The 14,057-nt window shown below is 58.8% G+C and carries 16 protein-coding genes; 6 read left to right on the forward strand and 10 right to left on the reverse strand.

All coding sequences use genetic code 11. From position 1 onward, the window contains the following. Positions 1-25: 25 nt before the first annotated feature. Both BLU28_RS04075 and BLU28_RS04080 read left to right on the forward strand, forming a co-directional pair. Positions 26-1,066 (forward strand): AraC family transcriptional regulator, encoded by a 1,041-nt coding sequence (locus BLU28_RS04075; protein ID WP_035206547.1) that lies wholly within the window; start codon positions 26-28, stop codon positions 1,064-1,066. 455 nt (positions 1,067-1,521) lie between these two features. Further along, positions 1,522-1,767 carry a response regulator transcription factor gene (locus BLU28_RS04080; RefSeq protein WP_035206545.1) on the forward strand — a complete coding sequence of 82 codons (246 nt, stop codon included), beginning with the start codon at positions 1,522-1,524 and terminating at the stop codon, positions 1,765-1,767. 220 nt (positions 1,768-1,987) lie between these two features. Here BLU28_RS04080 and BLU28_RS04085 read toward each other — a convergent pair whose 3' ends face one another. The 8 genes from BLU28_RS04085 to BLU28_RS04120 all read right to left on the reverse strand — a co-directional run bounded on the left by BLU28_RS04085 (position 1,988) and on the right by BLU28_RS04120 (position 9,268). After that, entirely contained in the window at positions 1,988-2,977 is a 990-nt protein-coding gene (locus tag BLU28_RS04085) for an Ldh family oxidoreductase (protein WP_022555390.1), read from the reverse strand. Between the two features lie 119 nt (positions 2,978-3,096). Next, the gene (locus BLU28_RS04090; protein ID WP_060942480.1) at positions 3,097-4,026 is read right to left on the reverse strand and encodes a TonB family protein; all 930 of its coding nucleotides are present in this window, start codon (positions 4,024-4,026) and stop codon (positions 3,097-3,099) included. After that, a complete protein-coding gene (gene exbD, locus BLU28_RS04095) occupies positions 4,023-4,508 on the reverse strand; it encodes a TonB system transport protein ExbD (RefSeq protein WP_035206544.1) in 486 nt (161 codons plus the stop codon). The genes BLU28_RS04090 and exbD overlap by 4 nt, the downstream gene beginning before the upstream one ends. A gap of 6 nt (positions 4,509-4,514) precedes the next feature. Continuing rightward, positions 4,515-5,672, reverse strand: a complete 1,158-nt coding sequence (gene exbB, locus BLU28_RS04100; RefSeq protein WP_168247065.1) for a tonB-system energizer ExbB — start codon at positions 5,670-5,672, stop codon at positions 4,515-4,517. 189 nt (positions 5,673-5,861) lie between these two features. Further along, the gene (gene hutC, locus BLU28_RS04105) at positions 5,862-6,599 is read right to left on the reverse strand and encodes a histidine utilization repressor (RefSeq protein WP_035206541.1); all 738 of its coding nucleotides are present in this window, start codon (positions 6,597-6,599) and stop codon (positions 5,862-5,864) included. A 34-nt stretch (positions 6,600-6,633) separates the two neighbouring features. After that, positions 6,634-7,419, reverse strand: coding sequence for an ABC transporter ATP-binding protein (locus tag BLU28_RS04110; protein WP_060942479.1), 786 nt, complete (start codon positions 7,417-7,419; stop codon positions 6,634-6,636). Beyond that, the gene (locus tag BLU28_RS04115; RefSeq protein WP_004439228.1) at positions 7,419-8,192 is read right to left on the reverse strand and encodes an ABC transporter permease; all 774 of its coding nucleotides are present in this window, start codon (positions 8,190-8,192) and stop codon (positions 7,419-7,421) included. The genes BLU28_RS04110 and BLU28_RS04115 overlap by 1 nt, the downstream gene beginning before the upstream one ends. 134 nt (positions 8,193-8,326) lie before the next feature. Further along, entirely contained in the window at positions 8,327-9,268 is a 942-nt protein-coding gene (locus BLU28_RS04120) for an ABC transporter substrate-binding protein (RefSeq protein WP_072493808.1), read from the reverse strand. A gap of 205 nt (positions 9,269-9,473) precedes the next feature. Between BLU28_RS04120 and BLU28_RS04125 the strand changes: the two genes are divergently transcribed. Then, on the forward strand, positions 9,474-10,184 hold the full coding sequence (locus tag BLU28_RS04125) for a YoaK family protein (protein ID WP_077986541.1): 711 nt from the start codon (positions 9,474-9,476) through the stop codon (positions 10,182-10,184). Between the two features lie 12 nt (positions 10,185-10,196). Here BLU28_RS04125 and BLU28_RS04130 read toward each other — a convergent pair whose 3' ends face one another. Further along, positions 10,197-10,715: a hypothetical protein gene (locus BLU28_RS04130; RefSeq protein ID WP_006699798.1), complete on the reverse strand. Its 519-nt coding sequence runs from the start codon at positions 10,713-10,715 to the stop codon at positions 10,197-10,199. Positions 10,716-10,792: 77 nt separating this feature from the next. Between BLU28_RS04130 and BLU28_RS04135 the strand changes: the two genes are divergently transcribed. Beyond that, a complete protein-coding gene (locus BLU28_RS04135) occupies positions 10,793-11,431 on the forward strand; it encodes a trimeric intracellular cation channel family protein (protein ID WP_035206534.1) in 639 nt (212 codons plus the stop codon). Between the two features lie 75 nt (positions 11,432-11,506). On the opposite strand, the gene irrA is transcribed toward BLU28_RS04135, so the two are convergent. Then, complete coding sequence (irrA, locus tag BLU28_RS04140) at positions 11,507-11,926, reverse strand: iron response transcriptional regulator IrrA (RefSeq protein WP_003493135.1); 420 nt, start codon at positions 11,924-11,926, stop codon at positions 11,507-11,509. A 316-nt stretch (positions 11,927-12,242) separates the two neighbouring features. Here irrA and fabA point away from each other — a divergent pair, with 316 nt between their 5' ends. Continuing rightward, on the forward strand, positions 12,243-12,758 hold the full coding sequence (gene fabA, locus BLU28_RS04150; RefSeq protein ID WP_003507274.1) for a 3-hydroxyacyl-[acyl-carrier-protein] dehydratase FabA: 516 nt from the start codon (positions 12,243-12,245) through the stop codon (positions 12,756-12,758). A gap of 75 nt (positions 12,759-12,833) precedes the next feature. Further along, positions 12,834-14,057, forward strand: coding sequence for a beta-ketoacyl-ACP synthase I (gene fabB / locus BLU28_RS04155; protein ID WP_006699799.1), 1,224 nt, complete (start codon positions 12,834-12,836; stop codon positions 14,055-14,057).

Genomic DNA, 14,057 nt, shown 5'->3' on the forward strand with positions numbered 1-14,057 from the left:
CAAACATGGTACGCCAAGGCTAGGGATGCCCGAAAAGAGGCTCAGCGACGAAATAACTGTGGTGGCCGGTCTGGCCGCCGGCGTCAGCAATTATGCGCGGGGGCGTGGCATCGATATCGCACCCATCTGCAAGGCTCTTGAGATCGATCCCGGCAATTTCGGAAGTCTCACAGAGCGCATCAGCCTCGATAGATTATGCCGTCTGCTGGAAACCTGCGCCCTGATATCCGGCGACGACGCTTTCGGATTGCAGTGCGCCTCCACTTTTCCCGCCGGCGCGTCCGGTGCTTTCGGATATGGCCTGATCAGCGCCCCGACGGTGCGGGCGTTTCTGCGCTTTCTTCAGGATCACGTCTATTATGCGACCAATAACAGCAATTTCACCATGGTTGCAGATGCGACCGGGGTGACGCTGTCATGGTCTTTTGCACCGGTGATTGTCAAGCGTGATCAATATGTCGATCTGTCCCTGGCAATCCTGATACAGCGACTCCGCGATATTCTGGGAGAGCGCATCCATCAGATCGAGATTGGGATGGAGCGACAGAAACCCGATAATATTCAATTATTTAAAGAAAGAATGACGAAGCGGATCAGCTTTTCCCAACCGATCCATACCATGCGCCTTCCCCTATCTCTCCTTGATGTGGCCAATCCCAACGCCGATGAACGCCTGTTCGAATTGATGAATTTGCAATGCCGGATGCTTCGACCGGAGACATCGGCCGACGCGACGCATTTCATCGATCAGGTGAAGCGGTATATGCAGATGAGGCTTTCCGATGCGGAGCTTTCGCTCAGCGAGATTGCCCCTTATTTCAACCTTTCGGAACGCAGCTTTCAGCGTCGCCTTGCCGAACTCGGGACCAATCTCAACGAGATAAAGGATGCCATTCGCAAGAATGCCGGATTCAAGCTTCTGGTGGAAAGTGATCTTCCGGTCTCCGACATCAGTTACCGGCTTGGATATTCGACCCCAGGTGCATTTTCCCGCTCCGTTTCCCGCTGGTTCGGGGCAACACCTACGGATATTCGCCGGAAACACGCGCATCATTCCGCCGGATAATACATGGCTACAGCATCAATATTTCGGAACGAGGCATTAAAGCTGATGAATATGTCGACCGTTATTGGGATGTGTGCCGAAACATAACAATAAAATGAAAAACTTGGCGCGTCATGTTATTTTATCGGTGGAACACATCGATTATTAGAGCGCCGATCTCCTTCGGGTGTGACGAAAACATTCCAAAGCTTTGAAACTGCATTTCACGCCAGACAGATTGTCGTCGCTGGGCGTCGTTGTCGCAGGCCCTCGATGGCTGGAATAGAACGTCCGCATCGGATTTACAGGCTGCGAAAGCGGCCGCTTACCGCAAAACTCCTGAGGCCAGATGAAACCTATTGGCGAAATTGGCGTTTCTGTTCGCGTGTGGACGGAGCGGCCAACGAGCTGGTGTCGGAGAATGAACACTGCCTGCTCCTGCCCGGGAAGGCCAATCTTTTTTGAGGCTGAAAGAAATGTCTTCAAATACGCCGCATGAACATCGCCAGACGCATGAAGTCGTCCTCTCGGAGCGTGAGCGGCAATATCTGGGGCTGGTCGCGCGGGGCAAACATCCCTCGCACGTCGCCGTGATAGTCGGCGCCGACGAAGCGGACGTCAAGGATACTCTGGAAAAGGTGCGCCACAGGCTCGGTGCGACCAATCTGCTGAATACCGTCAGTATTGCCCTGCTGCGCGGCCTGATCGAACAGGAGGCATAATCGCCACCTGCTCAACTCAAGCTTCCGCGACAAAGTCCTTTCCGGAAGCTGAAAACCGAATGAGCGGCTTTCTGCGTCAAAATCCTTCCATATCAATGGCGGGATCGGCGGACCAAATGGCGGCTGGACATGATGTCCGGTCCCATCGACGCAGATAAACGCAGCCATTTACGGTTTACCCGGCGGGTCACGGTCGACCCGCCGGGTTTTTAATGTCCGGTCAAAGCGATTGAATTTCGCCAAGAATATCGCTTTCGATCACGATACCGCTTTCCAACGCCTGTTTACGGATACCCTGGCTGCGGCGACCGGGCAGGCGGACGTTTTCCTGTTTTTCTATCTCCTGGGCGATAAGAGCCAGCCTTTCGGTAAAGGCAGAGCCGCCTGATGATACAGGGTCTATTGCGATGATGGTGTGTCCGAGCGAGGGGGGCGCACCCTTGTCGTCCAGAAGGGAGGAGGCCTCGAAGGCGAAGTTTCCGCCGGTAATTGCAGCGGCCATGATTTCCACCATCAGCGCCAGCGCTGCGCCCTTGGCTTCGCCCGCAGGAACCATGGTTCCTTCTATGGCCTCCTCCGGATCGGTGGTCGGTCGGCCATTTCTGTCAAGCGCCCAGTCGCCCGGGATCGTCTCCCCCTTCTGGCGCGCCGCCATGATTTTTCCGCGTGCGACCTTGGAGAGAGCCAGATCGATGACGAGTGGATCGGCACCGCCAACGGGCGTGGCAAAGGCAATCGGGTTCGTACCATAAAGCGGCTTGCTGCCGCCCCATGGCGCCATGGACGCAGGCGCATTGGCGAACATCAGCGCCACGAGGCCCGTTTCGGCAATACGTTCGACAGTCAGCGCCATGACGCCGGCGTGATGGGAACGGTGGATGGCGGCGAGCGCGATCCCCTGCTGGCGCGCCATTTCAGGCAATTCCTCAAGCGCGAGATCGATCGCCGGATAGGCATAACCATGATTGGCGTCGACCGAGAGGACGCCGGGCTTCACCCGTGTGGCCACCGGACGCGCCTTGCCATCGACCTTGCCTACACGGGCCTGACGCACGTAAACGGGTATACGGCGAAAGCCATGACCACCCTGCCCGGCGGCCTCGGAGGCGACGAGCGCCTTTGCCACCGAGCGGGCGTTTTGCGGTAGAACGCCGTTGCGCTCAAAGATAGAGGATACGAGATCCTCCGCCTCTGCGATTGAGAATTTCATTCCGGAATGCCTCTGCTTGTGATGTCGTCAAGACCTACACCATCGAAAACATTCGCGAAATATCATTGAGGCCACACCACGGCACAGGTCGGAAAAAATCGGTCCCGCCAGGGGAGCTGCTAGCGGATGCTGATCGGCAGCGTGATCGTCCTGTTTGCTTCCGGCGGCGGGGCGGGCACGGGCGACGCGCTCTGAATCCAGGCGGCGATCTGCTGATCCACGGACGAATCGCCGGTGGACTGAACAACGCTGACACCGCTGATGGCACCGGCATCATTGACGCGGAACCGCACCGTCGCAGTCATCGCATCGCTGCGGAGTGAACGTGGTTTGCGCCGCTGAATATGCGAGCGGACTTTCGATCCCCATTTTGCCGGGGAGGCGGATGACGAAGAAAAGAAGCCGGCATTGCTGCGCGATGCGGCCGTGCGGTCGGATTGCTGGGCTTCCGCCTTCGCAGTTTCACGCAGTTCCGAGGCCTGCTGCGGTTTGGGGCGCTGGCGCTCGACCTTCTTTTTCTCTTCAGGCTCTTTCTTTTCCACCTTCTTTTCGACGGGCGGAGGCGGAGGCCGCATGACGGGCAAGGGGACCTCGACATTTTCAAGTTCCGCCATCATCTGCTCCTGAACGGGGTCGACGGGCTCAACCGGCTCGGGAATTTCCTGCGGTTCGACGATCTCCTCGACCTGTGGCTCAGGCGGCTGCACCGGCTCCGGCGGCGGCGTTTCCGCAACCGGTTCAGGTGGTGGCGGGGTCTCTTCAGGAGCAGCTTCCTCAACCGGTTCGCTGCTGTCGCTCTTCACTTCTTCTGCGTCCTCGACATCCTGCGCCTGCGTCGTTTCTTCAGTTTGGACGGCTTCCGGTATCGCCGCCATTTCGATCATGATGGCGGCGGGGGGCGGCCCGCCGGCCTCAAGCTCGTCCGGCTCCTGCATCAGATAATAGGCGAACCCGGCATGGACGCTGAGCATCAGCAACGCCGCGGCGGACCACAGCGTCACCTCCCAAAGGCGGGAGTGTCGGGCCTGTGGATAGCCGTTTTCACTCATGGCGTCGCTTCCCGCACCGCCGACGGGGCGGGCTGGCCAGCAGCCGGAGGCTGCGATACGGCAGCGGCATTTTCCAGCCCCACAAGGGCGATCTTCAGATAACCGGCATCTCTCAGCAGGTTCATGATTTCCATGAAGTGGCCGTAATCAACCGCCTTGTCTGCACGCAGGAAGATGCGGGTATCCTTCTTGCCACCCGTCTGGCGGTCGATGGCGGCCGCCAAGGCGTCACGGGCCACCGCATCATTGCCCAGATTAAGCGAGAGATCGTCTTTGACCGTAAGATACAGCGGCTCCTCCGGTCGCTCCGCGGGTTTTGCGGTGGATGCGGGAAGATCGACATTCACATCGACGGTGGCGAGTGGCGCGGCCACCATGAAGATGATGAGCAGAACCAGCATCACATCGATGAAGGGCGTGACATTGATCTCATGGTTTTCGGAGAGATCGTCACCGCTGTTTTCGCGAATTCCTCCAGCCATGTCCGATCACCGTCCAACCAGCGATACTGCGGGTTTGCTGGTGCTGCCCGGCGGAATGCGGCGAAAATCGAGGTCGCGGCTGACGAGGCGCTCCACGCCCGCTGCGGCATCCGCCAGCAGATGGCGGTATCCGGTGATCGAGCGCGCGAAGACGTTATAGATCACCACTGCGGGAATGGCGGCAACGAGGCCGATGGCGGTGGCCAGAAGCGCTTCGGCAATGCCGGGCGCGACGACGGCGAGATTGGTGGTCTGCGATTCCGAAATGCTGATGAAGGAGTTCATGATGCCCCAGACGGTGCCGAACAGGCCGACAAAGGGGGCGGTGGAACCGATCGTTGCCAGAACGCCCGTCCCGCGTGACATGCGGCGACCGGCGTGGGTTTCGATACGCGACAGCGCCGAGGAGACACGTTCCTTGATACCGCCGCCATCGGTGTGTTCGACCACAGCATCGGAAAGCTGCATTTCATGAGTTGCCATGCGCAGCATGAGCGCCGCAGGTCCGCCCTTCTTCTCGACAGCCTCGGTAGCCTCGTTAAGAGTTTTCGCCTTGCGAATGACCCTCAGCGTTGCGCCGGCCCGAACACGCGCACCTGCAAGTTCAACCGACTTTGCAACCCACACCGTCCAGGTCACCAGCGAGGCGAAGGCCAGACCGATCATGACACCCTTCACGACCCAGTCCGCCGCCATGAACATGCCCCAGGGGGACAGGTTGTGTGGGATATCCGCGCGATGTTCAACACTTGCCGGGTCGGCGCCGACGGGCTCTACCGGGGTTGAAACCTCGTTGGTCGGCGCGGCACCTTCGGGTGTCAGGGCGGGAGCGACTGAAGATTGTGCGGGCTGTGCAGGCGCGGCTTCATTGTTTTGAGGTTGTGCAGGCGCCACGGCTGCCGGCTGTTCCTGTGCGGGCATGGAAGGCTGGTTCGGCTGAACGACCGGAGCGTCCGGCGCCGCCGGGGTTTGTGGGGACGGCTGTGCCGGCTGGACCGTTTCCGCTTGCGGTGCGGACTGAATCTGGGGTTCGGATGCCGTCTGAGCGAAAACCGCACCGGCGCTCAATCCAACCAGTAAGGTAACCGTCGTGGCAAGGGAAATGCGCCGTGTCCTGCTTGCCTTGTTGAGAGACGCGGAAGAAGTGGTGGTCGCAACTGACATGTTTTTTATCCCGGATTTCCGTCGATGAACCCATCCGCAGATTGACCGGTTTGAAACCGGGGTCATAACGGATGCCGTCGTAAAAGCTTGACGTTCCGATAATAAACCTGAGTTCTTTTGACAACTATTATATTGCCAAAAGACGACCCGTAAACTCTTCTTTACAAAAAATTGACCGATCTACCGTCTTCAGCTGCTCTGCGAAGGCGAAAACTGCGCAACGAGCGCGTGTCGGTCACCGGGATAGGTGACCGACACGCGGGTGATGTAATCCGTTCCGTGCCAGGTCCGGCGATCGATGACCAGACAGGCGGCTCCCGATCCGATACCCAGCGCAGCGGCATTTTTGCGGTCGGCCGAGACGGCGCTGATGCGATGTTCAGCAGCGCTCCAGGGCACCATCTTCAGCAGCCACGTTCCGGGGCCGATCTGCGAAAAATCGGCAAACTCGGCCTCCGGAACAGCAGTGACATTGATGAGGCGCTCTTCCAGACAAAATGGAACGCCACCGGCAAAATGCGTGCAGGTGAGTTCCAGCACGGGCGCGTCGGCCGCAAGCGCCATAGCCGCGCCATCGTTTTTACCCGCAGGCCGCAGACGCCGCTGATCGAGGCGATACCTGTAAACCAGGCCAAGTGCCTGCACCTCGCGTTCGATATCGTGGATTTCCAGCACGGCCGATTGCGCGTGGGGCTGACGGACGAAACTACCGAGACGCCGGCGTCTTTCGATAAGACCCCGCTGCACCAGTTCTCCCAAAGCCTTGTTCACCGTCATGCGCGAACAGGCATATTGGCGGGTCATTTCGTGTTCGAATGGAATACGATATCCCGGCGGCCATTCGCCTGACATGATGTGGCGCTCCACATCGTTGCGGATTCGCTCGTGCAGTGACTTTTCCTGAAGATCGGCGCCTGTGCCCCTCATCCCGATGCTTCTATCCTCCCCGTTCCATACCCTGCTATCCGTGAGCGGCGGCGGCGATCGCTTCGCTGCGGATTTCTTCCGTCAGCCTTGCACGCAGTTCGGAAAATTCCGGGCTGGCCTTGACGGTGTAGTGGCGCGGATGCGGCAGGTCGACCGGCGTGATCGATTTGATACGGCCCGGCCTCGCAGACATGGTCACCACGCGCGACGCCATGAAAACCGCCTCCTCAATATCGTGCGTGACGAAAATGACCGTCTTTTGCTCACGCTCCCATATGCCGAGCAACAATTCCTGCATCAGCCCGCGGGTCTGATTGTCGAGAGCGCCGAAAGGCTCGTCGAGCAGCAGGATTTTCGGGCCATTTGCCAGGGCGCGGGCAATGGCCGTTCTCTGCTGCATGCCGCCGGAGAGTTGTTTCGGCCAATGGTTTTCGAAACCACGCAGGCCGACCTTGTCGATATAGCTGTCAACGACCTCCCATTTTTCCTTCTCGGCAACGCCGCGTTCGCGCAGGCCGAAAGCGACGTTTTCACGGATCGTCAGCCAAGGGAACAGCGTGTAGGACTGGAACACCATGCCGCGGTCCGCCCCCGGGCCAGTCACCGCCCTGCCTGACAACAGCACCTCGCCCGTTGTCGGACGGTCAAGCCCGGCGATGATGCGCAGCAGGGTCGATTTTCCGCATCCCGAAGGACCGAGGATGGTAACGAAATCATTGCGCGGGATTTCCAGATTGGTGGGCTGCAGGGCCAGCGTCGGCTGCCCGCCGTGTACGCCTGGAAAGATGCGGCTGACGCCGTTGATAACGAGTTCGCTCATCAGGCAAGCCTCCAGGCAAAAAGCTTCCGGTTCAGCGATTTGAACGCGAAATCAGAGATAAGGCCGATAACACCGATGACGATGATGCCAAAGATGATCTGGCCGGTCGCCATCAGCGCCTGGCTGTTGATGATCATGTAGCCGATACCGGAGGAGGCGCCGATCAGTTCCGCGACGATGACATAGGTCCAGGCCCAGCCGAGGACGAGACGGAGGATTTCGGCAATGTCAGGTGCGTTGGCGGGAATTAGGACTCGACGCACCACGCCCCGATCCCTCGCGCCCAGCGTATAGGCGGCCTCCACCAGATCCCGCCGCGTGCCGGCGACGGCCACAGCCACCATCAGGATGATCTGGAAGACGGCGCCGATGAAGATCACCAGCAGCTTCTGCATCTCGCCGATGCCGGCCCAGAGAATGAGCAGCGGCACAAAGGCGGAAGCCGGAAGGTAACGCGCGAAGGAGACAAAAGGCTCAAGCAGCGCCTCGATGGGCTTATAAGCCCCCATGGCGATACCGAGAGGGACGGCGACTATGGAGGCCAGCACGAAACCGCCCACGACACGCCAGATCGTCATGCCGATATCGCTGGCAAAACCCTGATCCGTCAGCAGATAGATACCATCCTTCAGCATGGTAACGGGGTCGGCCAGAAAGGTCGGCGACACGAAACCGCCCAGCGTGGCAAAGCCCCAGGCAGAGAAAAAAAGCACGAAGAACAGGATGCCGAGCGCTATCCTCGTGCTGTTCTTTATGGGTTGAAGTGGTTGCATTCTGTCGCCTGTCCCGAACCGGCGCGGCACTTCGCCACGCCATCAACATGTTCCCGCACTCAAGACGCGGGAACACTGTCGCGCTTCTTACTGGCTGCAATATCCGGAGAGGGAAATGCAGCTGGCTGTTTCCGTCACTTGATGAAGGACGTGTCCGCGAGGGTCGAAAGATCGGGCTTCGACTTGATCACGCCGATTTCGAGCAGCAGGTCAGCCGATTTTTCGGAAAAAGTCTTGAACTCGCCCTCGAAGAATTTCTGGTTGGCGGCCTTGTCCTGCCATTCGAGGAATTTTGCCGAAGCGGCAAAGGCCTCGCCGGACTGTTTCACATCCGCGCCCATCGTCGCATAGGATTTTTCGGGATCGGCCTTGATAAGATCAAGTGCCTGGAAATAGCTGTCCGCCAGAGCCTTGGCTGCCTGCGGATTGGCCTTCAGGAAGTCTGGCGTGCAGCCAAACGTGTCCATAACCGCGGGATAATCCAGTGTCGTGGCAAGAATCTTACCCTTGTCGGGAGCGGCGCGCACGGTAGAGAGATAGGGTTCATAGGTCATGGCTGCATCGTTCTGTCCGGCGACGAAAGCCTGCGCGGCCGGCCCCGGCTCAAGGTTGACGACCTTCACATCCTTCAGTGTCAGGCCGTTTTCCTTGAGGATCCAGGCGAGGAAGAAATAAGGAGAGGTGCCCGGTGCGGACGCGGCCACCGTCTTGCCCTTGAGGTCCGCGACCTTTGCGACATCGCTGCGCACCGCGATGCCATCGGCACCGTGCGATTTGTCCATCTGGAAAATCTGGGTGGATTTCACGCCATTGGCGTTCCAGGCGATCCAGGTTTCCACCGTGGTGGCGGCGCACTGGATGTCGCCGGAAGCGAGAGCGAGATGGCGGCTGGCCTGCGGGATTTTCTTGATCTCGACCTTCAGGCCGTTCTTTTCGAAAATGCCGGCCTGTTTTGCAAGCGTCAGTGGTGCAAAACCCGTCCAGCCCGACATGCCTATCGTCACGGACGTTTCGGCATAGGCGGAAGCGGATGAGAAAAGTGCCGCCAGAGCGGCGAAAACCCAGGTTTTTTTCATGATCGGAACCCCTTTTGATTTATTTTTGTGCGACATTGTTTTTCGCTTTATTTGAGGCATCGTAGGCAGGCATTTTGTATTTGTCTAGACAAAACAGAAAGCGCACGCACATCCCTGAAGTGATTGCAAATGCACGGCCAGCCATTCTAGACATAGAGAACGCGGCCGGCGAGCAGGCCCAACGATTTCCCGTATCGAGCTCTCCATGACCAGACAGAGACGTCGTAATATCATCAAGGCCAGAAGGACCGGCACGGGTATCGCGCTGGTTGCCGCCATTTCCTTCATCGCGGGCATGACGGATGCGGTTGGACTGCATATTTCCGGCGACTTCGTATCCTTCATGACCGGCAATACCACGCGCGCCGCGGTTTCAGCGGAAGCGGGCATCTATTCCCACGCCGTGAAACTCCTTGTCGCGATCATTGCCTTTGTGGCGGGCAACGCGGGCGGGATCGTGGTGGCCCACAAGTTCGAGCGGCGTATATTTGCAGTCCTCATGGCGGTCGGATCGCTTGTGGCCATTGCGGCACTGCTTCGTGGCGAGAGCTCGGGCCTCGTGCAATTTTACCTCGTGGTCTTCGCCATGGGCATGGTCAACGCGGCCGTCGAGCATATCGAGGGACTGCCGATCGGCCTAACCTATGTGACGGGTGCCCTTTCCCGTTTCGGCCGAGGCATCGGCCGCTTTCTTCTCGGTGACCGGAGCTTTGATTGGGGCATCCAGATCGTGCCGTGGCTGGGCATGCTGAGCGGTGCGATATGCGGTGCCGTTCTCGGGGCCAAGATGCAGTCGGATGCTCTCTGGGTCGTGGCGGTCGCTGTCTTCGTTGTCGCCATCGCCACACTCATCATTCCGCGCTCACTCCGACAGCGCTATAATCAGAGGGTGAAAATCCGGCGGATTACGCCGTAGCAACCGTTGCGCTCACTTTCGCGAGATCGTGACGAATTTTGTCCCGCGCACCCGCACTGTCATCAGGCAGGGCTCCTTATCAGTACGCTCGCAATAACGCGGATGCATCTTCAGCACGAAGACCATGTTGCCGAACCGCTTGATGAAGTCATAACCGTAGATGCGGGCCGTCGCGATCATCAGGTAGCCGCCTTCTTTCACCTGCACGTAAAAATTATAGGGGCATCCCTCGTCATCACAGGCGCGGCCTTTTTCGCCATCGCAATCCAGAACCCCGTGATTGACGACGGCATCCATCAACCCGTCATTGTTGATATCCAGCCGTGTGACGAAATCGTCGCCGAATGCTGCCACCTTGCACTCGTTGCGGAAATGATCCTTCTCGTAAATCTCCGGATCGCTCACCAGCTGCTGCTGCGCCGAGAGCGCCACCGGGAACATCAAGAGAACCAGCGCCTGAAGAGCGGCAACGAGAGCGATTCGCACGGCATTTTCCTTTGCATCCGTTTGGGTTATGGATGTTGCGATCATCCGGGCGGCCAGCCTAGAGTTTAGTGCTTGCGCGACACTGACGTGTTCGCCGCCCGTGTTCCGGGGGGAACCTTTTCATGACACTTCTGGGTTTTCTCGACTACGCCGGCGTGGCAGTGTTTGCCGCAACCGGTGCGCTTGCCGCTTCGCGCAAGCAGCTCGACCTGATCGGCTTCCTGTTTTTTGCGGCGGCCACCGGTATCGGCGGTGGCACGGTGCGTGATCTCGTGCTCGGCAGAACGCCGGTGTTCTGGGTCATCAACCCCACCTATATTCTCGTCTGCGTCTCGGTGGCGGTGCTGCTGTTCTTCACGGCACATCTGTTCGAATCCCGTTACCGCGTATTGATCTGGCTCGATGCGCTCGGCCTTTCTGCCTATTGCGTCATGGGAGCGGCCAAGGGCCTTGCAGCAAGCGGTTCGGCCACTGTCGCCATTGTCACCGGCGTTCTGACGGCAACATTTGGTGGGGTTTTGCGCGATATTCTCGCCGGTGATCCCTCCGTGCTCTTGCGGCCGGAAATCTACATCACCTGCGCGCTTCTGGGCTCTTCCACCTTCATTGTCGTCTATTTCTTCGGCGCGCCGCTTTATGCCGCTTCGGCAGCGGGCGTGCTGATGGCCTTTGGGATCCGGTCCGGCGCGCTGATCTTCGGCTGGACTTTCCCGCCCTATAAAGGCAAGCCCGGCAGACGCCCGGAAGATGTCATGAAGTGACCCATGGAACGACGCTGAAAACAGAAATGGCGCCCGCGGGCGCCATTTGCACATCCATTGTCGAACCGAAGAACTTCAGCCGCGCTTGCGGCGGAGGCGGATCACCACATCCACATGGGCGATTTCCATGCCCTCAGGCGCTTCCGGCAGATTGCCAATCTGGAGATTGTTGACAGGTATATCGAGAACCTCGTTCTCGCCTTCCACGAAGAAGTGATGGTGATCCGACACGTTGGTGTCAAAATAGGTACGGGCACCTTCCACGGCGAGAACCCGGATGAGACCGGCCTCGGTGAACTGATGCAGCGTGTTGTAGACCGTGGCGAGAGAAACGGGCACGCCAGCTGTCACAGCCTCATCATGCAGTTCCTCGACGGTGAGGTGGCGGTCACCTTTTGCGAAGAGAAGATCGCCCAAAGCCACGCGCTGGCGCGTGGGCCTCAGCCCAGAGCGCCGCAGCCTCGTTCCGATATCCAATGTGGCGTCAAATGCCATGCAATCCCATTCCAAACAGAGGTATGCCACCCGTCAATTGCAATAGCATATATCTTTTGCAGGGAATGCTTTCAATAGTTTCAGCGCCGCCGAGTGTCGCAAATGGCCGCAAACCGGCCATTCCTGCAAATTTCCTCTGGTTCCGACCGGATGGTTCCTGTATGCGGACGGCATATTGAGGTAATGACTTCTGCAAAGAAGGTTCGAAGACAAAGAATGGGGGCGGAACCGCCTCTGCCCTTGCAGCGCTTCATTTTGAACCTAACTTGCTCTAGTGAAGTCGATCAACACCAGTAATTGGGGAAGTGAAAGCGGTATGGCAACGAGGCAATCAAGTTACAATTACGAGGAGATCCTGTCCTGCGGTCGCGGCGAATTGTTCGGCCCGGGAAATGCACAGCTCCCATTGCCCCCCATGCTCATGGTTCACCGCATCACCGAAATTTCAGAAACCGGCGGCGCGTTCGACAAAGGTTTCATCCGTGCCGAATATGATGTCAGCCCCGATGACTGGTATTTTCCCTGCCATTTCCAGGGCAACCCGATCATGCCGGGGTGCCTCGGCCTTGACGGCATGTGGCAGCTGACCGGCTTCTTCCTCGGCTGGCTGGGCGAAGAAGGCCGCGGCATGGCGCTTTCCACCGGCGAAGTGAAGTTCAAGGGCATGGTGCGCCCTCACACCAAGCTCCTTCAATATGGTATTGATTTCAAGCGCGTGATGCGTGGCCGTCTGGTGCTTGGAACTGCTGACGGCTGGCTGAAGGCGGACGGCGAAACCATTTATCAGGCGACAGACCTGCGGGTCGGCCTGTCCAAGGAAAAGGCTGCCTGAGGCAGACGGAATAGTTCAGACAAACGCCGGGCGGCTTCGGTTGTCCAGCCGAAATCTTAAGAAAAGGTCCCTTTCATGAGACGAGTTGTTGTCACCGGCCTCGGTATTGTTTCTTCCATCGGCGGTGATGCCGCTGAAGTCACCGCGTCGCTGCGCAATGCCAAATCCGGCATTTCTTTTTCGCCGGATTTTGCCGAACATGGTTTCAAGTGCCAGGTCTGGGGCAAGCCTTCTCTCGACCCCACCGATCTGGTCGACCGCCGCGCCATGCGCTTCCTGTCGCAGGGCGGCGCGTGGAACCATGTTGCCATGAAGCAGGCAATCGCCGATTCCGGTCTGGAAGAGAGCGATATCAGCGGCAATGAGCGCACCGGCATCATCATGGGTTCGGGCGGTCCTTCCACCCGCACCATCGTCGAAGCTGCCGATATTACGCTGAAGAACAACAGCCCGAAGCGCATCGGTCCGTTTGCCGTGCCGAAGGCGATGTCCTCCACCGCTTCGGCCACGCTCGCGACCTGGTTCAAGATCCACGGCGTCAACTACTCCATCTCTTCGGCCTGCTCCACCTCGGCGCACTGCATCGGCAACGCCGCCGAGATGATCCAGTGGGGCAAGCAGGACGTGATGTTCGCTGGCGGCCACGAGGACCTCGACTGGTCGATGTCGAACCTTTTCGACGCCATGGGCGCCATGTCGTCCAAATTCAACGAGACCCCGGACGTCGCCTCGCGCGCCTATGACGTCAACCGCGACGGCTTCGTCATCGCCGGCGGTGCGGGCGTTCTGGTTCTCGAAGAGCTGGAACACGCAAAGGCACGCGGTGCCAAGATTTATGCCGAAATCGTCGGTTATGGCGCGACCTCTGACGGTTACGACATGGTTGCCCCTTCAGGCGAAGGCGCGATCCGCTGCATGCGGCAGGCTCTTTCCACCGTCAAGGGCGACATTGACTACATCAATACCCACGGCACCTCGACGCCGGTTGGCGACAGCAAGGAAATCGGCGCGATCCGCGAAGTCTTCGGCGACAAGATCCCGCACATCCAGTCGACCAAGTCGCTGACTGGCCATTCGCTTGGCGCGGCCGGGGTGCAGGAATCGATCTACGGCCTCTTGATGATGCAGGAACGTTTCATCGGCGAGAGCGCGCATATTTCCGAACTCGATCCGGAATTTGCGGGCGTTCCGATCGTTCGCAGCCGCATCGACAATGCCAAGATCGACACCATCCTATCCAATTCCTTCGGCTTCGGCGGTACCAACGCCACGCTCGTCTTCCAGCGTCATAACGGATAA

Source organism: Agrobacterium pusense, assembly GCF_900102105.1.
In the GTDB taxonomy this organism is placed as follows: domain Bacteria; phylum Pseudomonadota; class Alphaproteobacteria; order Rhizobiales; family Rhizobiaceae; genus Agrobacterium; species Agrobacterium pusense.